Origin of the sequence: Amycolatopsis sp. NBC_00348 (assembly GCF_036114655.1) — a bacterium.
Taxonomy (GTDB): Bacteria; Actinomycetota; Actinomycetes; order Mycobacteriales; family Pseudonocardiaceae; genus Amycolatopsis.
This window is the reverse complement of the sequence record NZ_CP107994.1, coordinates 3,635,989-3,656,241: the sequence shown is the minus strand read 5'-3', so window position 1 is coordinate 3,656,241 and position 20,253 is coordinate 3,635,989. Positions and strand designations below refer to the sequence as shown.

General features: G+C 73.4%; 19 protein-coding genes and 1 pseudogene. 14 read left to right on the top strand and 6 right to left on the bottom strand.

The features are described 5' to 3' along the window. The first annotated feature begins 57 nt into the window (after positions 1-57). The 5 genes from OHS58_RS15540 (at position 58) to OHS58_RS15520 (ending at position 6,120) form a co-directional block, all read left to right on the top strand. Positions 58-939, top strand: a complete 882-nt coding sequence (locus tag OHS58_RS15540; RefSeq protein ID WP_328648732.1) for a ribokinase — start codon at positions 58-60, stop codon at positions 937-939. Continuing rightward, a complete protein-coding gene (locus OHS58_RS15535; protein WP_328648731.1) occupies positions 936-2,810 on the top strand; it encodes a formylglycine-generating enzyme family protein in 1,875 nt (624 codons plus the stop codon). Before OHS58_RS15540 ends, OHS58_RS15535 begins: the two co-directional genes overlap by 4 nt. After that, positions 2,807-4,015 carry a CaiB/BaiF CoA transferase family protein gene (locus tag OHS58_RS15530; protein WP_328648730.1) on the top strand — a complete coding sequence of 403 codons (1,209 nt, stop codon included), beginning with the start codon at positions 2,807-2,809 and terminating at the stop codon, positions 4,013-4,015. Before OHS58_RS15535 ends, OHS58_RS15530 begins: the two co-directional genes overlap by 4 nt. After that, positions 4,012-4,827: an HpcH/HpaI aldolase/citrate lyase family protein gene (locus OHS58_RS15525; RefSeq protein WP_328648729.1), complete on the top strand. Its 816-nt coding sequence runs from the start codon at positions 4,012-4,014 to the stop codon at positions 4,825-4,827. The genes OHS58_RS15530 and OHS58_RS15525 overlap by 4 nt, the downstream gene beginning before the upstream one ends. Before the next feature lie 78 nt (positions 4,828-4,905). Continuing rightward, complete coding sequence (locus OHS58_RS15520) at positions 4,906-6,120, top strand: hypothetical protein (protein ID WP_328648728.1); 1,215 nt, start codon at positions 4,906-4,908, stop codon at positions 6,118-6,120. A 1-nt stretch (position 6,121) separates the two neighbouring features. Here OHS58_RS15520 and OHS58_RS15515 read toward each other — a convergent pair whose 3' ends face one another. Further along, on the bottom strand, positions 6,122-7,105 hold the full coding sequence (locus OHS58_RS15515) for an ArsR/SmtB family transcription factor (RefSeq protein WP_328648727.1): 984 nt from the start codon (positions 7,103-7,105) through the stop codon (positions 6,122-6,124). Here OHS58_RS15515 and OHS58_RS15510 point away from each other — a divergent pair. Continuing rightward, positions 7,104-7,469, top strand: a pseudogene (locus tag OHS58_RS15510) (MFS transporter); the annotation flags it as partial. The gene OHS58_RS15515 and the pseudogene OHS58_RS15510 overlap by 2 nt on opposite strands. 107 nt (positions 7,470-7,576) lie before the next feature. Then, positions 7,577-8,362 carry an MFS transporter gene (locus OHS58_RS15505; RefSeq protein WP_328648726.1) on the top strand — a complete coding sequence of 262 codons (786 nt, stop codon included), beginning with the start codon at positions 7,577-7,579 and terminating at the stop codon, positions 8,360-8,362. On the opposite strand, the gene wsfD is transcribed toward OHS58_RS15505, so the two are convergent. From wsfD to OHS58_RS15480, 5 genes are all read right to left on the bottom strand, one after another. Beyond that, positions 8,350-9,840 carry a glycan biosynthesis hexose transferase WsfD gene (gene wsfD, locus OHS58_RS15500; RefSeq protein ID WP_328648725.1) on the bottom strand — a complete coding sequence of 497 codons (1,491 nt, stop codon included), beginning with the start codon at positions 9,838-9,840 and terminating at the stop codon, positions 8,350-8,352. The two genes, OHS58_RS15505 and wsfD, sit on opposite strands and share 13 nt — an antisense overlap. A gap of 167 nt (positions 9,841-10,007) precedes the next feature. Further along, a complete protein-coding gene (locus OHS58_RS15495) occupies positions 10,008-10,220 on the bottom strand; it encodes a hypothetical protein (RefSeq protein WP_247051344.1) in 213 nt (70 codons plus the stop codon). A gap of 38 nt (positions 10,221-10,258) precedes the next feature. Next, positions 10,259-10,471 (bottom strand): hypothetical protein, encoded by a 213-nt coding sequence (locus OHS58_RS15490; protein WP_326949162.1) that lies wholly within the window; start codon positions 10,469-10,471, stop codon positions 10,259-10,261. 10 nt (positions 10,472-10,481) lie between these two features. Then, entirely contained in the window at positions 10,482-10,877 is a 396-nt protein-coding gene (locus OHS58_RS15485; protein WP_247051346.1) for a DUF6010 family protein, read from the bottom strand. Positions 10,878-10,988: 111 nt separating this feature from the next. Further along, a complete protein-coding gene (locus tag OHS58_RS15480; RefSeq protein WP_328648724.1) occupies positions 10,989-12,767 on the bottom strand; it encodes a flavin-containing monooxygenase in 1,779 nt (592 codons plus the stop codon). Positions 12,768-12,865: 98 nt separating this feature from the next. Here OHS58_RS15480 and OHS58_RS15475 point away from each other — a divergent pair, with 98 nt between their 5' ends. The 7 genes from OHS58_RS15475 to menC all read left to right on the top strand — a co-directional run bounded on the left by OHS58_RS15475 (position 12,866) and on the right by menC (position 20,199). Continuing rightward, positions 12,866-13,849: an SDR family NAD(P)-dependent oxidoreductase gene (locus OHS58_RS15475; protein WP_328648723.1), complete on the top strand. Its 984-nt coding sequence runs from the start codon at positions 12,866-12,868 to the stop codon at positions 13,847-13,849. Then, positions 13,846-14,733: an alpha/beta hydrolase gene (locus OHS58_RS15470; RefSeq protein ID WP_328648722.1), complete on the top strand. Its 888-nt coding sequence runs from the start codon at positions 13,846-13,848 to the stop codon at positions 14,731-14,733. Before OHS58_RS15475 ends, OHS58_RS15470 begins: the two co-directional genes overlap by 4 nt. Positions 14,734-14,820: 87 nt before the next feature. Further along, positions 14,821-15,471: a TetR/AcrR family transcriptional regulator gene (locus OHS58_RS15465; protein ID WP_328648721.1), complete on the top strand. Its 651-nt coding sequence runs from the start codon at positions 14,821-14,823 to the stop codon at positions 15,469-15,471. A gap of 121 nt (positions 15,472-15,592) precedes the next feature. Beyond that, positions 15,593-17,059, top strand: a complete 1,467-nt coding sequence (locus tag OHS58_RS15460) for an amidohydrolase family protein (protein ID WP_328648720.1) — start codon at positions 15,593-15,595, stop codon at positions 17,057-17,059. After that, entirely contained in the window at positions 17,056-18,186 is a 1,131-nt protein-coding gene (locus tag OHS58_RS15455; RefSeq protein WP_328648719.1) for a M20 family metallopeptidase, read from the top strand. The genes OHS58_RS15460 and OHS58_RS15455 overlap by 4 nt, the downstream gene beginning before the upstream one ends. Before the next feature lie 31 nt (positions 18,187-18,217). Further along, positions 18,218-19,099 (top strand): GNAT family N-acetyltransferase, encoded by an 882-nt coding sequence (locus OHS58_RS15450; protein WP_328648718.1) that lies wholly within the window; start codon positions 18,218-18,220, stop codon positions 19,097-19,099. Continuing rightward, the gene (menC, locus tag OHS58_RS15445; protein WP_328648717.1) at positions 19,096-20,199 is read left to right on the top strand and encodes an o-succinylbenzoate synthase; all 1,104 of its coding nucleotides are present in this window, start codon (positions 19,096-19,098) and stop codon (positions 20,197-20,199) included. The genes OHS58_RS15450 and menC overlap by 4 nt, the downstream gene beginning before the upstream one ends. Positions 20,200-20,253 lie beyond the last annotated feature (54 nt).

The following is a 20,253-nucleotide window of genomic DNA, read 5'->3' as shown; positions in this document are numbered from 1 at the left end:
CCACTCACGACCCTCGCGGGCGGCGCAGATCGGCACGGCGTTCGTGGGTGGTGTGGCGTGAGCGGGCGTGTGGTGGTCGTCGGGTCGGCGAATGTAGACCTCGTTGTCGACGTTCCCCGGCATCCTCGTGGTGGCGAGACTGTTCTCGGGGATCGGCTGCGGCGCAGTCCTGGCGGCAAGGGTGCGAACCAGGCCGTTGCCGCCGCGTGGGCAGGTGGGGCCGATACCTTCTTCGTCGGGGCGCTTGGGGATGACGAGGCCGCCGATCTGCTGCTCGTCTCGCTCGGCGGTGCCGGTGTGCGCACCGATCTCGTCGCGCGCGTGGATGCGCCTACCGGGACCGCCTTCGTGGCCGTCGATCCGGGCGGGGAGAACGCCATCGTCGTCGCTCCCGGAGCCAATGACCTCCTGCAGCTCGATGACAACCAGGCCGAGCGGATCGCCGACGCCGACGTTGTGCTCGCCCAGCTGGAGATTCCCCTCGACGTCGTGACCGAAGCCGCCGCGGCCCGCAAGGCCGGGGCTCTCTTCGTGCTCAACGCCGCGCCGTCGCGTGAGTTGCCGCCGGAGCTGTGGGGTGCGGTCGACATCCTCGTCGTCAACGAGCACGAAGCCGCCGACCTCGCGGGCACTCCCGTAGCGCTGCTGGACCGCGTGCCGGTAGCCGTGGTGACGCTGGGCGGTGAGGGCTGCGTGATCCTTCGCCGTGAGCGGGAACCGGTGCATATCGGCGGTATCCCGGTGCAGGTCATCGACACGACCGGCGCCGGCGACGCTTTCTGCGGTGTCCTCGCGGCATCGCTCGCCCGCGGGCTTGACGTCGAAGCGGCCGCCCGGCTGGCCTGCGCGGCCGGCGCCCTCGCCGTGACGCGGCCCGGGGCGCAGACCGCCGTTCCGTCCGCCGATGAGGTCGCGTTGCTCGGAGGAAGGGTGTCATGACCGACCCGCTCGTCCCGCGGCCCATCGACCGGCCGACGCCGGTGCGTGGCCCGCTGTCCGAATTGGACGAAGCCAAGATCTTCGCCGCGCCCGACGATCCCGCGGACGTCCCCGCGTGGCGCGAGAAGCTCCACGCCTGGCGGGAAGACGCGCGGGCCCGCCACGGTTACAGCGGCGCCGCCTACGCGCGGCCCGGCGCGGCCTGGGCGCAGACCTGCTACAGCGTCGCCCAGGTGTGGTTGTGGGACGAGCTGCTCTACTCCTTCGACGACCACCGGTTCACCCCCGAGCGGTTCCTCGACGACGCCCGCGCCCGCTTCGGCGGCCTCGACGCCGTCGTCCTGTGGCACGCCTACCCGGTGATCGGCCTCGACGACCGCAACCAGTGGGACTTCTACCGCGACGTCCCCGGCCTCGACGCCCTCGTCGAGGACCTGCACCGAGCCGGGTTGCGGGTCTTCGTCGACTACAACCCCTGGGACGTCGGCACCCGCCGCGGCGCCGGCGACCTCACCGAGCTGGCCGCGCTCGTCGCCGACCTCGACGCCGACGGCGTCTTCCTCGACACCCTCAAGAAGGCCGAGCCGGAGTTCGTCGAGCGGCTCGAAGCGGCCAAGCCGGGACTCGTCCTGGAAGGCGAGTCGAAGCTCGCGGTCGAGCGGATCGAGGACCACGCCGCGTCGTGGGCCCAGTTCTTCGCCGACTCGCCCGTGCCCGGCGTCCTGCGCGCCCACTGGTACGAGCGCCGGCACATGCAGCACCACGTCCGCCGCTGGCACCGCGACCACACCGAAGAACTGCAGTCCGCGTGGCTCAACGGCGTCGGCGTGATGGTCTGGGAAGTCGTCTTCGGCGTGTGGGTCGGCTGGTCCCGCCGCGACGCCGCGACCGTGCGGCGGATGGTGACCGTCCAGCGCGCGGCGAGCGACCTGCTCCTCGACGGCGACTGGACGCCGTTGGCCGACCTGGCACCCGGGCTCCACGCGTCGAGCTGGGAACTGGACGGCGTGACCCTGTGGACGATCGTCAACCGCGGCGACACCGACTACGAGGGTGCGCTGCCGGGCCTCGACCTCCTGGGCGGAGTCCCGGCCCGGGGGATCGGCGCGGCACTGCAGGTCGCCGAAGGCGCCACTGAACCCGCCTGGCTGCAAGACCTGGACATCGCGGAACACGACCCCGACGCCCGCTTCCCGCACCGGCTCGCGACGCGCGTAAGTCCACAAAGGACCACCGGTGAACCCGAGCCGAACGCCGTGATCGTCCCCAAAGGACCGTACGTGCTGACCGTCCGGTACCGCGCCCGCGAAACCGGGATGTACCAGGGCGCGCCCTACGTGGACGAATGGAAACCGCTCCCGCCACGCCTGCACGACGCCCGGACGCTGCAACGCGACGGCGAGCTGGCCACGCCGGTCGCCGTCGCGGCCACCGAGGTGACGAACGCCCAGTTCGCCGAGTTCGTCGCGGCCACCGGTTACCGGCCGGAGTACCCGCACCGGTTCCTGGAGCACCGCGGCGGGCAGGACGAACCGGTGACCTACGTCGACCTCGACGACGCCCGCGCGTACTGCGCCTGGCGCGGCGGGCGGCTGCCCACCGAGGACGAATGGCAGCTCGCGGGGGAGACCGGCGGCCTCGAGCGCGGCACCCCGGCCGTGTGGAACTGGACCGAAAGCGAACACTCGGACGGACGGACGCGCTTCGTGATGCTCAAGGGCGGCAGCGACTACCGGGCCGACGGCTCCGAGTGGTACGTCGAAGGCGGACGCCGGGAACCGGCGTACAGCGTCAAGCTCCTGCTGCCCGGACTCGGCCTCGCCCGCGCGGCGACGGTCGGCTTCCGGTGCGCCTGGGACGTGCCGGCATGAGCGTCACCCGTGACCCCGCCGGCGGCGCCCTCGCCGGGCTGCGCGTCGTCGACGCGTCCACGCTGTTCGCCGGCCCGATGGCCGCGATGCACCTGGGCGACATGGGCGCCGAGGTGATCAAGGTCGAGCACCCGCGCAAACCCGACCCGTCGCGCAGCCACGGCGCCGCCAAGGACGGCGTCAACCTGTGGTGGAAGACCCTGGGCCGCAACAAGCGCACCATCACCGCCGACCTCGGCAGCGAAGGCGGCCGGGAGGTGTTCCTCGCGCTCGTGACCAGCGCGGACGTCGTGATCGAGAACTTCCGCCCGGGCACCCTCGAGCGCTGGGGTCTCGGCTACGACGTCCTGGCCGACTGGAACCCGCGGCTCGTGCTGGCCCGCGTCACCGGCTTCGGCCAGCTGGGGCCGTATCGCTCGCGCCCGGGCTTCGGCACGCTCGCCGAGGCGATGAGCGGCTTCGCGGCGACGACGGGGGAGCCCGACGGCCCGCCGACGCTCCCGCCGTTCGGGCTCGCCGACGGCGTCGCGTCGCTGGCCACGGCGTACGCGATCATGGTCGCGCTCGCTTCGCGCGGGCAGAGCGGGCGCGGCCAGGTCGTCGACACCGCCATCATCGAGCCGATGCTGGCCATGCTGGGGCCGCAGATCACCCGCTGGGACCAGCTGCGGACCGTCCAGCCGCGCACGGGGAACCGGTCCACGAACAACGCGCCGCGCAACACCTACCGCACCGCCGACGGTCAGTGGGTCGCGGTGTCGACGTCGGCGCAGTCGATCGCGGAGCGCGTCGTCCGGCTCGTCGGGCGGCCCGATCTGGCCGACGAGCCGTGGTTCGCGACCGGCGCCGAACGCGCGCAGCACGCCGACGAGCTCGACGACGCCGTCGGCACGTGGATCGGACAGCGCACGCGCGACGACGTCGTCGCCGCGTTCGAGCAGGCACAGGCCGCGGTGGCGCCCATCTACGACGCCGCGGACATCGTCGAAGACCCGCAGTTCCGGGCGCTCGGCACGATCCACGAGATCGAGGACCCCGACCTCGGGCCGATGCTGATGCAGGGCCCGCTGTTCCGGCTTTCGGGCCACGACGGCGTCATCGGCTTCACCGGCCGGCCGCACGGCGCCGACACCGACGCGGTGCTCGGCGAGCTGGGGTTCTCCCCGGAGCGCGTCGCCGAGCTGCGCGAACGGGGTGCGGTGTGAGCCCGCCGCTGACGTTCCTCTACGCCCCCGCCGACCGGCCGGACCGGGTGGCCAAGGCCCTCGATTCCGCGGCCGACGTCGTGCTCGTCGACCTGGAGGACGCCGTCGCGCCCGCGCACAAGGACGCGGCGCGGGCGAACGTCCTGCGGCTACTGGCTTCCGTCGCGCGTCCGGTGCAGGTGCGCGTCAACCACCCGAGCACACCGTGGCACGCGGCCGACCTCGCGGCGGTCGCCGCGTTGCCGCTGGAAGTGGGCGTACGGCTGCCGAAAGTCGAGTCGCCCGAGGAGATCCGGGCCGTCGCGGCCGCTCTGCCGGATCGCGCACTGCACCCGCTCATCGAGTCCGCGCTGGGCGTCGAACGGGCCCTCGACATCGCGACGGCGTCGCCGCGGATCGCGTCGCTCGGCCTCGGTGAAGCCGACCTGCGCTCGGACCTCGGTGTCGCCGACGACGCCGGGCTGACGTGGGCCCGCAGCCGCGTGATCGTCGCGGCCCGCGCGGCCCGGCTGGCGCCGCCCGTGATGTCGGCCTACGCGAATGTCCGGGACCTCGACGGCCTGGCCGAGTCCTGCCGGGCCGGGCGGGCGCTCGGCTTCCGCGGCCGGACGGCGATCCACCCGGTGCAGCTGGCCACGATCCGGGCCGCGTTCCTGCCGACGCCGCAGGAGATCGCGCGGGCACGTGAGGTCGTCGAGCGCGTCACGGGTGCGACGGCGGCCGGGGTCGGCGCGATCGCCCTCGCCGACGGCACCTTCCTCGACGTCGCCATGGTCGAACAGGCGCGGACGGTGCTCTCGCTCGCGGAGTAGTACAGCGGGTCAGTACAAAAGCCGTTGTACGAAACTTTGACCGGCGCGTGCGGCAATGGCGCCATGCGAATTCCCCGAGTGCTCCTTCTCGTGCTGGCCGTGGTGGCCGGTGCGTTGGCGCTGCCAGGCACGGCGAGTGCCGCCTACAGCGACCCGCTGACGACCACGACCAAGCAGAACCTGGTCTGGCACGCGACCCCGGCCGCCGCGTTGACCGCGCTGGACAACGCGCTGCCGAACGTCAGCCTCAACACCGTCGTCAACGACCCCAGCTACGCGATGACCGGCTGCACCGGCGCGGAGAAGGCCGCGCTGCCCAAGGCGCCGGCCGCCACGAAGTCGCTGTGCTGGGACGCCGACCGCGCGGGCAGCACGACCTGGGTGCCGCAGGGCATCACGACGTCCGGCGACGCCGACGACGACGGCCTGTGGGGCGCGGACAAGATCATCCTGTCCGGCTGGCACAGCACCGACGCGCTCGGCCGCTACGACGACGCGCGGATCCAGGCCGTCAACTACGACGCCCCCGCTTCCGCCGCCCACCGGATGGTGTACCTGGCCGTGCCGAACAGCACCGGCAGCACCTTCTCGGCGGCGAAGGCCCACATGGGCGGGATGGCCTGGTACGGCGACAAGATCTACGTCACCGCCGTCGGGAACACCTCGACCGCGATCCGGGTGTTCAGCACGAAGCACATCCTGCAGCTGACCGACACGACGTCGAACGCGATCGGCAAGACGTCGGGCGGATATGCGGCGTACACGTACAAGTACGCGATGATGCAGGTCGGCTACTACACCTACGCGGGCGGCACGTGCAGCATGGCCGCCGACACCGGGGTGCCGTGCTTCTCGTCGATCTCCCTGGACCGCAGCACCAGCCCGGCCAGCGTCGTGACGACGGAGTACTTCTCCGACCAGAGCCTGCACGGCCGGCTCTACCGCTTCCCGATGGGCGCGGACTACCTGCTGACCGGGACCGCGACGGAGGCGTTCCGCAGCTCGGTGGGCAACATGCAGGGCGTCCTGTCCCACGGCGGCAAGTGGTACGTCGCCCACAGCTCGGCCACGATCAACGGCCAGCTCTGGACCCAGACGACGACGCAGAGCACGTCGGTCATGTGTGGCTCCACCGCTGCTTGCTGGGCGGTCCACCCGGAGGCGCTGACGTACGACTGGTCGACGGGCCTGGTCTGGTCCCAGTCGGAGTGGTCGACGGCGGACTGCACCGCGCAGGGCCAGACGTGCGGGCGGTCGGTGTTCGCGGTGCCGCTGTCGTCGCTGGCGGCCTGAGTCAGCGGTCGAGCAGGGCCGTTCCGAGCGCCGTGACCAGGTACAGGACCTGGCGCCCGGAACGTTCCCGCTCGACCAATCCGCTGTCGCGCAGCACACCGAGGTGCTGGGAGACGGCGCTGGGCGTGACGCCGAGGGCTCGCGCGAGGTCGGTGGTCGTCGCGGGGGAGCGCAGCGCCTCCAGGAGCCCGGCCCGGGCCCGGCCGAGCAGCCGGATCGTGCTGCCGGGCGGCGGTCGTGTCCCCGCCGTCCAGATCGCCCCGCGGCCGCGGGCCGGGTAGCGCACGGTGGTCTGGGTCGACGTGTTCCCCTTGATCAGCGCGTACGGCGAGCCGAGCGCGACCGGGATGAGGACCAGCCCGCCGGGCCCCCGGTGCACGACGTGGTCCGCCCGCCGGCGCGCGCCGGTGTGCACGACTTTTCCGTCCTGCCAGCGCAGGTCCGGGTGCAGGCCGGTGAACAGCCGCGCGCTGCCGCCCGCGGCGAGCTGCTTGGCGCGGTGCCCGACGTCGGCGTCGAGGACGGCCCGGATCCGCGGCCAGTGCGGCGCGACGAGCCGGTCGTGCGCCGCGCGCAGTTCCGCGGCGATCGTGTCCAGGCCGGCCTCCGGGTGCGCGGCGAGCGCCGCGACGGGCTCGGGGAGGGCGTCGCCGAAGACCCGGCCGAGGCTGGCCCGGACCTGACGCGCGGTGGTGCGCCGCAGCGCGGCCAGGTCGTCGTCGATCGACGGGCCGGAACCGCGCGGGGCGGGGACGAGGAACTCGGGCCAGCTGGGCCGGTCGCTGACGAGCAGCGGCCACGTCCACGAGAGGTCCAGCGGCGCGTTCGCGAGCTCGTCCGCCGCCCAGCGCAGCCACGGGAGGTTGGCGGCCTCCCGGTCGCGTCCGGCCAGCTGTTGCAGGCACGCCACGGTTTCCGACAGCGGCGAGATCGCGAACCGCGTCGTCGCCAGCTCGGCCACCCCGAGCTCGATCGTCAGCGCCATGATCCCGAGTATGCAGCCGTGGGCTAAATGCTGTCCCGGTTTCCCGTCCGGCCGAAGGATTCCGGGCATGACGCGGATCGAGATTCGCCTGCCGAGGGCGTACCGGCGGCTGTGGTGGGCGACCGGGATCGACAACCTGGGCAACGGCGTGTTCGCGGCGGCCGTGCCGCTGCTGGCCGTCACGGTCACCCGGGACCCCCGGCTCGTTTCGCTGGTCTCCACCGCCGCGTACCTGCCGTGGCTGCTGCTGTCCCTGCCCGCCGGCTCGCTGGCCGATCGGCACGACCGCGCCGGGCTGATGTGGCGCGCGCAGGCATTCCAGGCCGTCGTGGCCGCGGCTACCGCGATCCTGGTCGCGGCGGGCGCGGCCGGGATCGCCGTCCTCGTCGCCGTGGCGTTCGCACTCGGGGCGGGTGACGTCGTTTCGGCAACGCGGCGCAGGCGATCCTGCCGGACCTCGTCGCGAAACCCTTGCTGCACCGGGCGAACGGCCGGCAGCAGGCGATCACCACGGTCACCGCCCAGTTCGCCGGGCCGCCGCTGGGCGGCCTGCTCTTCGCGGTGGCCGCGGCGCTGCCGCTCGGCGCCGACGCCGTCTCGTTCGCATTGTCCGCGGTCCTGGTGGCGGCCCTGCCGCGGCGCCCTGCTCCGCCGGACCGGCCGCGCGCGGCGATCGCGGAGGGCGTGCGGTGGCTTCGCGGCGACCGGCTGCTGCGGACGCTCGCCGTTCTGCTCGGCGTCAACACCTTCTGCGGGCAGCTCGCCAACGTCACGCTGGTCCTGCTGGCCACGCAGACGCTGCACGTCGGCGCGCGCGGATACGGGGTGCTGCTCGCCGGAGCGGCGTCGGGGAGCGTGCTCGGTGGTCTGGTCAACGCGCGCGTCGTGGCCCGGATCGGGGCGCTCCCGGCACTTCTGACCGCGCTGAGCGTGAACGTCGTCGCGTTCGCTGGGATCGGCCTGAGCCCGGGCCCGGTGGTGCTCGGCGCGTTCCTGGCGGTGAACGGCTTCGTCACGACGCTCTGGAACATCGTGACGGTCGGTTTCCGTCAGCAGCTCGTGCCGTCGGCGCTGCTGGGGCGGGTCACGAGTGTCTACCGGTTGCTCGGCTGGGGCCTGATCCCGTTCGGCGCCCTGGCCGGCGGCCTGGTGGCCCACGGGTTCGGGCTGCGCACGCCGTACCTGGTCGCGGCGGTGGTGCGGGGGATCGCGCTGGTGGTGGCGCTGCCGGCGCTGGTGCGGTCTCAGCCGACCTGAGCGGTCGCCTCGGGCTCGGCCACCGGAGCCGCTGGGCGTCGACGTCGGTTCAGCTGGTCCCGGACGAACCGGTAGACCACCGGGGCCGCCATGACGCACAACGACAGCGCCGCCACGTCCAGCAGGTACGCCGCCAGCCAGACGTGCTTCGCGATCTCGAAGTAGCCGTCCCCGACCACCGCCATCACCGCGATGCCCAGGGCCGCCGTCACCGAGACGCCGGCCTGCAGGCCCGCGCGGTTCGTCCACGCCCGGCGGCGCAGCAGGGCGATCACGGCGCCGGCCAGGCCGAGCAGCACCAGCAGGGACGGCCACCACGGCAGGCTCATGTTGTCGAGCCATTCGCGGAACGTCTGCGGGTTGCCGCCCATGTCACCGCTGACCGGGGCCGAGTTGTCCGGGGCCTTGGTCGCCGCGCCCCAGGGGCGGTCCGGGAGGTACGGCAGGTCGCGGCCGTGCGTGGCCTGCAGGCCGATGCCGATCGCGCGGGCCAGCGCCGCCGGGTGGGCCAGCAGCAGGCTCCAGACCTTGCCCTTGACCGCGCTGGGCTCCTCCAGCAGCACGTCCGCGCCGGCCAGCTGCTCCGGCCCGTCGGGGTAGTACGCCTTACCCGCGCTCTGGCTCGCGGCTTCGGGCAGGCCCAGCTCGGCCGCCGATCCCGGCAGCTCGACCAGGCCCAGGGTGTAGACGACGTTCACCGCGTTGACGTCGGCGTAGTTGCGTTCCTGCCAGGCGAGGTTCGCCCGGATCGGCGCGATGATCTCCAGCACGAGCAGGACGGCGATCAGCGGCCCGACGAGCCGGCCCGACCACCAGCGCCCGGCGCCGGCCCGGGCGCCGGTCACCGCGCAGACGATGACAGCCAGCACGAACAGCGGCAGGAACCCGATCTTCGCCAGCCCCGCGACGACGCCGCCGGCCGCGACCAGCAGCAGCGCGGACAGCCGCTCGAAGCCGTCCTCGACCTTCGTGCCGGCGATCACCGCGAGCCCGCAGAGCAGCGTGTACGCGCCGAACAGGCCGGCGGGCTCGCCGAACGTCGAGAGGAACAGCCGCGCGAAGTCGGGGTTGAGCAGCGGGAGGACGGGCGGGAGCAGCAGCGTGAGACGGCGCCAGCCGCGGGTGAGCAGCGCCCAGGCCGCGAGCGCGGTGACCAGGAAGACCAGCAGCGTGTACAGCCAGCCGAGCGAGGTGAGGCTGAACGGCCCGTCGCCGTCCGCGACCGCCTTGAACAGCACCGCGGCGCTCGAGGGCTGCGGGTCGGGGCACGGCGTGCCGCGGCCGAAGTCCAGCACGACGCCGCCGAGCCAGCTCGCTTTGTGGTCGGGGGTGGCCGGGCTGAGCCCGGCGGTGCAGAACAGCCGGTAACCGTCACCGTTGTCGCCGGCGCCGTTCGGGGTGCCGAGCAGACCGAGGCTGATGATCAGCCCCAGCGCAGCGACGAACCCGGCCGCGACGGCCATCCCCACCCTCTTCACACCGGTCAGCCTAGGTGGTCGGTTCGCCGGGTGGTTCCGGAACACCCGATTCCGGTGGCCCGGATCTCACCGCGCGTGGCCGGACGCTTCAGTGCGAGGTGCCTGGTCACGGGGTGTCCGCGGACGTGCGCGGCGCGTTCGGCGCACGCCGTGACGCGGGGTGCGCCTCAGCCGGAGTGGCCGCAGTGCAGGACCGCGGCACCGGCCAGCGCTTCGCAAGCCGGGCACCGCGTCATCGGGCGCTCACGACGTCCCCAGTAGGGGTGGGTGGCCCCGCACAACGCGGTGACCCGATCACCCGGCTGGGGGTCCGGGTTGCAGCGGGGGCAGTAGGCGTGCGCCGCGCGTTCGACGGCGGTGCTGTCTTGGCTGGCGCTCATGGACCCGGGATACCCGGCCGGCCGGGGCGGCAACCCCGTCAGTCCGTGGTGAGCTCGGCGAGCACTTCCGCGGCCGTCGTGCTGCCGCCGTCGGCGAGGCGCCGCAGCTCGGCGAGGTTCTCCTGCTCGGTGGCCACCTCGATGAGCACGTCGAGCGCCGTCGGGTCGCCGGTGTCGGCGATGCGGCGGAGGCCGGCGAGGTCGCCTTGCTCGCCCAGCTGCTCGATGAGCACATCGAGGGAATCGGACATGGCCCTCAGCCTACGCCCGGGCCGTGCGCAGCGACGCCACGACGGACCGGCCACCCGTGAAGCACCAGATCGCGATCACCGGGTCGCAGAACGCGCAGCCGAACGACGAGTCGTGGGCGAACGGGAGGATCGGCTGGCCCTTCAGGTGGTGGACGACGTCCCAGCCGGTGTGCAGGAGCCAGCCGATCCCGATGAACGTCCACGAGTCGAGCCCGCGGAACGCGACGTAGGTCAGCACCGCGCAGAACGCCAGCTCCCACGGCCCGAGCGCACCGCCGGAGAGGTAGGCCGCCCCGGCACCGGCGACCATCAGCGCGTTGAAGCGCTGCCGGTGCGGCTCGCGGATCAGCGAGTTGAGCAGGACGTAGACGAGGCCGACCAGGATCGGCGCCAGTACCGCGATCATGGTGGACCACGCTAGGAACCCGCGGCCGCACCGGCCAGTGGCTGTTCTGCCATCCTCCGCCGGATTCTCGCCACGTCAGGCTCCGAGGTGCTCCCGGTCCGGCCGGACCGTTCACATGACCTCGTCCATCCCGCCGTTCTCCCGCCAGGCGGCGAGCAGCGCGTGGAAGGCGACCGGCCCGTCGCCGAACGACTGGCTGTGTTCTCGTGGCTTGCCTTCGTTGTTGTAGTAGCCCGGGGTGCATTCCAGCTGGAACCGGTAGCGGTCCGGTGCCTTCCGGCGGATCGTCTCGACCCACGCCTGCTCGGCCGCCGCCGTGGGCTCCACAATGGACGCTCCGCGCTTGCGGGCTTCGGCGACGACCGCGCCGATGTGGCTCGCCTGCTCGTCCAGCACGTGCACGAAGTTCACCGAGGGGGCGTTCTGCAGCGAGCCGAGCTGGAACAGGTTCGGGAAACCGTGGCTCGCGACGCCGTGCAGCGTCCGGGGGCCGCTCCGCCAGCGTTCCAGCAGTGAGACGCCGTCGCGGCCGACGATCGGCAGGCGTCCGGCCATGACGTCCGATGCGCCTACCGAGAACCCGGTCGCGAAGATGATGCAGTCGGCCTCGTACTCCCGGCCGCCGGCGACGACGGCCCGTTCGGTGACGGCTTCGACACCGCCGCTGTCGGCGGTGTCCACCAGGGTCACGTTCGGCCGGTTGAACGTCTGCAGGTAGTGGTCGCTGAACGTCGGGCGCTTGCACATGTAGCGGTACCAGGGCTTGAGCGCCGCGGCCGTGGCCGGGTCGTCGACGAGCGCGTCGACCCGGTCGCGCAGCTCGTTCATCTTCCGGAAGTCGGCGAGCTCGTGTGCCTCGGCCGGGACGTCCGCGTAGGCGTCGGTCGCGACCAGGTCCTTCAGCAGGCGGGCGCTGCCGGTCCAGCCGTCGCCCACCAGGTCCTCCTCGGCACGGCCGCCGGTGACGATGGTGAGGAAGTTGTCCCGGCGCCGCCGCTGCCAGCCCGGGGTCAGGGAGCCGGCCCACGCCGGGTCGGTGGGCCCGTTCCCGCGGACGTCCACAGTGGACGGCGTCCGCTGGAAGACGACCAGCTCCCGCGCGTCGCGCCCGAGGTGCGGGACGACCTGGACGGCGGTCGCGCCGGTGCCGATCAGCGCGACGCGCTTGTCGGCCAGCCCGGTCAGGCCGCCGTCGGCGGTGCCGCCGGTGTAGCCGTAGTCCCACCGGCTGGTGTGGAAAGTGTGCCCGGCGAACGTCTCGATGCCCGGGATGCCGGGCAGCTTCGGGTGATCGAGTGTCCCGTTCGAGACGACGACGTAGCGCGCGCGGATCTCGTCGTCGCGGTCGGTGCGGACGAGCCACTCGCCGTCGTCCCAGCGCAGTTCGCGGACCGCGGTGCGGAAGCACGCGTCGTCGTAGAGGTCGAACGTCCGGCCGATCGCGCGGGCGTGCTCCAGGATCTCCGCGCCCGGCGAGTACTTCCAGCCGGGGACGTGGCCGACCTCCTCCAGCAGCGGGAGGTACACGTAGGACTCGATGTCGCAGTGGATGCCGGGGTAGCGGTTCCAGTACCACGTGCCGCCGAAGTCGCCGCCCTTCTCGATCACGCGGATGGTCCCGACGCCGGCCTGGCGCAGCCGCGCGGCGGCGAGCAGCCCGCCGAACCCGCCGCCGACCACCACGGCCTCGACGCGGTCGCGCAGCGGCTCGCGCACGAGGTCGCCCTCGACGTACGGGTCTTCGGCGTAGTACCCGAACCGGCCGGTGGGCCGCTGGTACTGCGCGCTGCCGTCCGGCCGCAGGCGCCGGTCGCGCTCGGCGCGGTACTTCGCGCGCAGGGCGTCCGGGTCGAAACCCAGGTCGGCGGGCAGGGGCGAGGTGGGGGACATGGGTGCCCTTCCGGGTTCGGTGATCGGCTCACCTCCAGCAAACCCAGTTCGGGAACTTTGGTCAAGCAAGTGATTTAAACCTGCGGTACGCTGTCGTCATGATCACCGCGGACACGCCGATCGGCGAGTGGGTGGCCCACCCCGAAGGCGGCCCGCTCATCCGGGCCCTGCTCGCCGGCGCGGGCTTCGACGAGAGCGTGCTCGCGCCGATCAGCCAGGTGCCGCTGGGTCAGCTCGTCGCGCTCAGCCAGGGGAAACTCGGCCAGGACGTCGTCGACGACCTGGTGGCGCGCGTCAACGACGGCGTCGTCCCGGCCGCCACCGGATCACGGGAGCGGACCGTCCCCGGCCGGTTCGACGGCCGTACGGTCGTCGTCACCGGTGCCGCGTCCGGCATCGGCCGCGCGACGGCGTCCCGCATCGCCCGCGAGGGCGGCCGGGTGGTCGCGGTCGACGTCTCGGCCGGGCGGCTCGACGAGTTCGCCGCCGAGACGCCCGAGCTGGTCCCGGTGTCCGCGGACATCACCGACGCCGCCGGGGTCGAGCGGATCCTGGCCGCCGCCGGGACGCGGATCGACGGCCTGGCAAACGTCGCCGGGATCGCCGACGACTTCTCGCCGGCCCACGAGGTGAGCGACGAGCTGTGGCGGCGCGTCTTCGCGGTCAACGTCGACGGCACGTTCCGGCTCATCCGCGCGGTCGTCCCGGCGATGCTGGCGGCCGGCTCCGGCTCCATCGTGAACATCGCCTCCGAAGCCGCGTTGCGCGGCTCGGCGGCCGGGATCGCTTACACCGCTTCGAAACACGCGGTCGTCGGGATCACCCGCAACTGCGCGGTGATGTACGGGCCGCACGGCATCCGCGTCAACGCGGTCGCGCCCGGCGGGGTGGCGACCGGCATCGCACAGAGCGGCACGCCGTCGGCGTTCGGGCAGGAGCGGCTCGGCGCGTTCTTCGGCCTGATGCCGCCGATCGCCACGGCGGAGCAGCTGGCCGCGTCGATCACGTTCCTGCTCAGCGACGACGGCGCGAACGTCAACGGCGCCGTGCTGCCGTCGGACGGCGGGTGGGCGGCCCAGTGAAGCTCGCCGAAATCGCACCCGAGCTGCGCGGCCCGGCGCGGCGGCTGCCCCGGTTGCCGCTGGACCGGCCCTTCGGGCTGTGGCTGGTGCGCCGGACCATGGCCCGGATGCGGCCCGTCGCGGTCCCGGACGTCGACATCGAGGTCACCGCGGGGCTGCGGATCTACCGGCCGCGCGAGCCGCGGTCCGACCTGACGCTCCTGTGGATCCACGGCGGCGGCCTGGTCATCGGCAACACCGTGCAGGGCGACGCGTTCTGCGGGGAGACGGCGCGGGAGCTCGGGATCACCGTGGTGTCGGCCGAGTACCGCCTCGCCCCGGAGCACCCGTACCCTGCGGCGCTCGACGACTGCCACGCCGCCTGGAAGTCGGCGCGGGACCACGCCGCCGACCCGGCCCGGGTGGTCGTCGGCGGGCAGAGCGCCGGCGGCGGGCTCGCGGCCGCGCTGGTCCAGCGCCTGTGCGACGAAGGGGAGCGGCCGCTCGCGCAGTGGCTGTTCTGCCCGATGCTCGACGACCGCACCGCCGCCCGCCGCGACCTCGACGCGCGGCGTCTCCGCGGCTGGGACAACCGCCTCAACCGCCTCGGCTGGCGCGCTTACCTCGGCCAGGACCCCGGGGCGGCGGTCCTCCCGCACTACGCCGCGCCCGCCCGCCGCGAGAACCTGACCGGCCTGCCGCCGGCCTGGATCGGCGTCGGCGACATCGATCTGTTCCACCACGAAGACGTCGAGTACGCCCGCCGGCTGCGCGCGGCGGGCGTCGGCACGACCGTGCACATCGAACCGGGCGCGCCGCACGGGTTCGAGTCCTGGGCCCCGGACACCGGCATCGTCCGGGGCTACCTCGCCACCGCGCGGGCGTGGCTGGGCGGGTTCGCCTGATCGTCGAGGTGCTGGCCAGGGACGTCCGGCGGGCCGGGGCTCCGTAAGGTGAAGGCAGCCGAGCACGGGGGAGACGAGGTGGCACCGATGAACGTGAAGGCCGTCCGGGCGGAGCGCGCGAGCGCCACGCGGGAGTCCATCCTCGTCACGGCGGAGCGGCTGTTCGCCGAGCACGGGGTGCAGGTGGTGTCCAACCGGCACATCAGCGAGGCCGCGGGCCAGGGCAACAACGCCGCCGTCAACTACCACTTCGGCACCAAGACCGACCTCGTCCGCGCGATCGTCCGCAAGCACTCCGAGCACGTCGAGAAGCTGCGCGCCGAGCTCGCCGGGGCCATCGACGGCCCGGGCGAGCTGCGCGACTGGGTGGCCTGCCTGATCCGCCCGACCACGACGTACCTGCAGGAGCTGGGCTCCCCGACGTGGTTCGCGCGCTTCACCGCCCAGGTGCTGACCGACCCGGCCCTGCGCGCGATCATCGCCGAGGAGTCGCTGACCTCCCCGGTCCTCGCGAAGGTCGTGGCGGGGCTCAACCAGACCCTCGCGGTCCTGCCGCCGGACGTCCGGGCCGAGCGCGGCGACATGGCGCGTCAGCTGATGATCCACATGACGGCCGAGCGCGAGCGCGCCCTGGCCGAGGACACCGCGACCCCGCGCGCGACCTGGTACGACGCCGGCACCGGCCTGATCGACGCGGTCACCGGCTTGCTCCTGGCCCCGGTGACCGCCGCTCCCTGACCGGGTTCGTCCGCGCGGATGGACCGGACCGTCCCGGTTCGTCGTCGCGCACCAACGGCTCCGCCGGAATCCCTCCTATCGTCGCCACGACCCGAGTACGTGACGACGAGGAGGCGCAGCGGTGCGGACACTCTTGCGGGGCGGGCGGGTCGTCGACCCCGGGACCGGGTTCGACGGCGTCGCCGACGTGCTCCTGGACGACGGCAAGGTCGCCGCCGTCGGGAGCGGGCTCGACGCGCCCGCCGTGGTGGACGTCAGCGGGCTCGTCGTCGGGCCCGGGTTCGTCGACCTGCACAGCCACGTGCACTCCGTCGCGGGGCAGCGGCTGCAGGCGCTGGACGGCGTGACCACCGCGCTCGACCTCGAAGCCGGCCTGATGCCCCTCGAACGGGCCTACGCCGAGGCCGCCGCGGCCGGGCGGCCGCTGAACTACGGCTTCTCCGCCTGCTGGGCCGCCGCGCGGGCGCAGGTGCTGGCCGGGATCGAGCCGGACGCGCAGATCGACAGCGGTCTCGCCGTGCTGGGCAACCCGGCGTGGCAACGGTCGTCGTCGCCGGACGAACTGGCCGCCTGGCTGTCCCTTGTGGAGGGTGAGCTGGCCGCCGGCGCGCTCGGCATCGGCGTCCTGATGGGGTACGCGCCCGCGACCGAGCCCGGCGAGTTCCTGGCCGTCGCGCACCTCGCCGCGAAGGCCGGCGTGCCGACCTACACGCACGTTCGCGAGCTGGTCGAGGTCGACCCGGCGATCCCGGTCGACGGCTCCGAGGAGATCGTCATCGCCGCGGCCGAGACCGGCGCCGCGATGCACCACTGCCACGTCAACAGCACCTCCGGCCACCACCTCGACCGCGTCCTGGCCACCCTGGAGAAGTCGCGTCGCGCGGGCTCCCGCGTCACCGTCGAGGCCTACCCGTACGGCGCCGGCAGCACCGCCGTCGGCGCCGCGTTCATCGAGCCGGACCGCCTGCGGCTCAAGGGACTTTCGCCGTCGAGCGTGGTGATCCTCGAGACCGGCGAGCGCGTCGCGGACGAGGCACGCCTGCGTCAGCTGCGCGAAGCCGACCCCGGCGCGCCGTGCCTGCTGGAGTTCCTCGACGAGGACAACCCCCGCGACCAGGCGACGCTGCGCCAGGCGCTCGCGTTCCCCGACTCGATCGTCGCGAGCGACGCGATGCCGGTGTACTGGACGGACGGTCGCACCGAAAGCATCGAGTGGCCGCTCCCGCCGGGCGGCACGACGCACCCGCGGACCGCGGGCACCTTCGCCAAGACCCTGCGCCTGATGGTGCGCGAGACCGGGGCCTGGACCTGGCTCGAAGCGTTCCGCCGCTGCGCCTACCTGCCATCGCGGCTGCTCGACGACGTCGCCCCGGCGGCCCGCGGCAAGGGCCACCTCGGGGTGGGCGCCGACGCCGACGTGGTCGTCCTCGACCCGGCGACGATCACCGACGCCGCCACGTACGCCGATCCCACCCGGCCGTCGCGGGGCGTCCGGCACCTGTTCGTCGGCGGCGTCGCCGTGGTCGGCGACGGCGAACTGCGCACCGGCGCGTTCCCGGGGAAGCCGTTGCGGGGTGAGCCGCGGTGAACGACCTCCTCGCCGACATCGAGACGCTCGTCCGGTGCGAGTCGCCGTCCGAGGACCACGACGCCGTCGCGCGCAGCGCCGAAGCCGTCGCGAAGATCGGCCGCCGCCTGCTCGGCGCCGAGCCGGAGCGGATCGTCACCGACGGCTGCACACACCTGCGCTGGCGGTTCGGCGACGGCCCGCCCCGCGTCCTGCTGCTCGGGCACCACGACACCGTGTGGCCGCTGGGTTCCCTGCGCACGCACCCGTTCTCGATCACCGGCGGCGTCCTGCGCGGCCCCGGCTGCTTCGACATGAAGGCCGGCGTGGTGATGGCCCTGCACGCCGCCGCGGCGCTGGCCGACCGCACCGGCCTGGCGATCCTCGTCACCGGCGACGAAGAGATCGGCTCACCGCTGTCCCGCTCGCTGATCGAAGAGGAGGCCCGCGGCTGCGACGCGGTGTTCGTCCTCGAAGCCTCCGCCGACGGCGGCGCGCTGAAGACCCGCCGCAAGGGCGTTTCCCGGTACTGGATCGAGGTCGAGGGCCGCGCCGCGCACGCCGGGCTCGAACCGGAGAAGGGCGTCAACGCCGGGATCGAGCTCGCCCACCAGATCCTGGCGGTGGCCGCGCTCGCCGACGCCGAGCGGGGCACCACCGTCGTCCCGACCGCGCTGTCCGCCGGGACGACGACCAACACCGTGCCCGCCGCCGCCAGCGTCGCGGTCGACGCACGCGTGTGGGACACCGCCGAGCAGGACCGCGTCGACCAGGCCGTCCGGAGCCTGGCACCGGTGCTGCCCGGCTCGCGGATCCGGATCGCCGGTGGCATCAACCGCGCGCCGCTCGACGCCGTCGCGTCGGCGGATCTGTTCGCCCTGGCGAACTCCCTCGCCGGTGGCACGCTCACGTCCGCGTCGGTCGGCGGCGCGTCCGACGGCAACTTCACGGCCGGGCTGGGCATTCCCACCCTCGACGGCCTCGGCGCGGTGGGCGGCGGCGCGCACGCGGACGACGAACACGTCGTCGTCGACCAGCTGCTCCCGCGCACCGCGCTGCTCGTCTCACTGACCAAAACCGTGCTGGCGAACGGGACTTCGTCCGCCACGACCAACACCGGGGGCGAATCCGGTGCGGGACAACGGTGACGCGCCGGCCGGGTCCGGAAAGGATGGTCCCGTGACTGACGTTGTGACGAACACGGTCCCGTCCGTGCGGGACGAGGCGGCCCTCACGGCCACCGCCGCCGCCGCGGCTTCGGGGGCCGAGGTCCGTGAGCTCGCCGAGATCCCCGATCTGAACGCGGTGGCCCTGCTCTTCGAGACGATCTGGCAGCCCGAACCGGGCAGCCAGCCGGTGAACGCCGAGCTGCTCAAGGCGATGGTCGCGGCGGGCAACTACGTCGCCGGCGCCTTCGACGGCCCCCGGCTGCTCGGCGCCTGCTTCGGGTTCTTCGGCCGGCCCGCGAAAGGCGGGCTGCACAGCCACATCGCCGGGGTCCTCCCGGCCGGGCTCGGCCGCGGGCTCGGTTTCGCGCTCAAGCAGCACCAGCGCGCGTGGGCGCTGCACCAGGACGTCCCGGTGATCTCCTGGACGTTCGACCCGCTCGTGCGGCGCAACGCCCACTTCAACGTGACCAAGCTCGGCGCCCGCCCGGCGCAGTACCTGCCCGACTTCTACGGCCCGATGCACGACAGCATCAACGGCTCGGGCGACACCGACCGGATCATGGTCGCCTGGGAGCTGGCGAGCCCGCCGGTGCGCGCCGCCGCGCTCGGCGAGCCGGCCCGGTTCGACGCGGTGGCGCTGCGGGCGCGGGGCGCGTCGACCGCGCTGGCGGTGGGCCCGGACGGCGGGCCGGTGAGCGGGCCCGCGGACGGGCCGCTGGTGCTCGTCGCCGTGCCGCCGGACATCGAGGCGCTGCGCCGCACCGACCCCGCCGGGGGCCGGTCGTGGCGGGTGGCGCTGCGGGAGGTGCTGGGCGGCCTGATGGCCGGCGGCGCCGAGGTCGTCGGGTTCGATCGTGCCGGTTTTTACGTTCTGGCCAAGGAGAAGCCGTGAAACTCAGTGGTGTGGAGCTCCTGCGCGTCCGGATGCCCCTGGTGGCGCCGTTCCGGACGTCGTTCGGCACGCAGGCCGAGCGCGAACTGCTGCTCCTGCGCGCGGTCACCTCCGACGGCGAGGGCTGGGGCGAGTGCGGCGCGATGGTCGACCCGCTCTACTCCTCGGAGTACGTCGACGGCGTCGAGCACGTGCTGCGGACCTTCCTCGTCCCGGCGCTCACCGCGGCCGGCGACCTGACGGCCAACAAGGTCGCGCCGCTGCTGGCGAAGTTCAAGGGCCACCGGATGGCCAAGGCCGCGCTGGAGATGGCCGTGCTCGACGCCGAGCTGCGGGCGCACGGCGTGTCGTTCGCGGCCGCGCTGGGGTCCACAAAGGACTCGGTGCCGTGCGGGGTCTCCGTCGGGATCATGGAGACCGTCCCGCACCTGCTCGACGTCGTCGGCGGCTACCTCGACGACGGGTACGTCCGGATCAAGCTCAAGATCGAGCCCGGCTGGGACGTCGAACCGGTGCGCGCGGTCCGGGAACGCTTCGGCGACGACATCCTGCTCCAGGTCGACGCCAACACCGCGTACACGCTGTCGGACATCCCGCAGCTCGCCCGGCTCGACCCGTTCGAGCTGCTGCTGATCGAGCAGCCCCTCGAAGAGGAGGACGTGCTCGGGCACGCGGAGCTGGCCAAGCACATCCGGACGCCGATCTGCCTGGACGAGTCCATCGTCTCCGCGCGTTCGGCCGCCGACGCGATCACGCTGGGCGCGTGCCGGATCGTCAACATCAAGCCCAGCCGGGTCGGCGGTTACCTGGAGGCGCGGCGGGTGCACGACGTCTGCGCCGCGCACGGGATCCCGGTCTGGTGCGGCGGGATGATCGAGACCGGGCTGGGCCGGGCGGCCAACGTCGCCCTCGCGTCGCTGCCCGGCTTCACGCTCCCGGGCGACACGTCGGCGTCGGACCGGTTTTACACGAACGACATCACCGAGCCGTTCGTGCTGGCGGACGGGCACCTGCCGGTGCCGTCCGGCCCCGGCCTCGGCGTCACGCCGATCGCGGGCCGGCTCGCCGAGGTGACCACGGCGAAGAGCTGGCTGGCCTGACCGGTTCGTCCGCCGCGATGAAAGTTTCCCCCGGTCTCGTCGGATTCGACGAAC

What these genes read in the sequence shown, in the direction of transcription:
- OHS58_RS15535 (WP_328648731.1), top strand. Translation starts at nt 936, where the DNA reads ATGACCGACCCGCTCGTCCCGCGGCCCATCGACCGGCCGACGCCGGTG.
- OHS58_RS15530 (WP_328648730.1), top strand. Translation starts at nt 2,807, where the DNA reads ATGAGCGTCACCCGTGACCCCGCCGGCGGCGCCCTCGCCGGGCTGCGC.
- OHS58_RS15515 (WP_328648727.1), bottom strand. Translation starts at nt 7,105, where the DNA reads ATGGCGCTGACGATCGAGCTCGGGGTGGCCGAGCTGGCGACGACGCGG.
- OHS58_RS15495 (WP_247051344.1), bottom strand. Translation starts at nt 10,220, where the DNA reads ATGAGCGCCAGCCAAGACAGCACCGCCGTCGAACGCGCGGCGCACGCC.
- OHS58_RS15490 (WP_326949162.1), bottom strand. Translation starts at nt 10,471, where the DNA reads ATGTCCGATTCCCTCGATGTGCTCATCGAGCAGCTGGGCGAGCAAGGC.
- OHS58_RS15485 (WP_247051346.1), bottom strand. Translation starts at nt 10,877, where the DNA reads ATGATCGCGGTACTGGCGCCGATCCTGGTCGGCCTCGTCTACGTCCTG.
- OHS58_RS15480 (WP_328648724.1), bottom strand. Translation starts at nt 12,767, where the DNA reads ATGTCCCCCACCTCGCCCCTGCCCGCCGACCTGGGTTTCGACCCGGAC.
- OHS58_RS15475 (WP_328648723.1), top strand. Translation starts at nt 12,866, where the DNA reads ATGATCACCGCGGACACGCCGATCGGCGAGTGGGTGGCCCACCCCGAA.
- OHS58_RS15465 (WP_328648721.1), top strand. Translation starts at nt 14,821, where the DNA reads ATGAACGTGAAGGCCGTCCGGGCGGAGCGCGCGAGCGCCACGCGGGAG.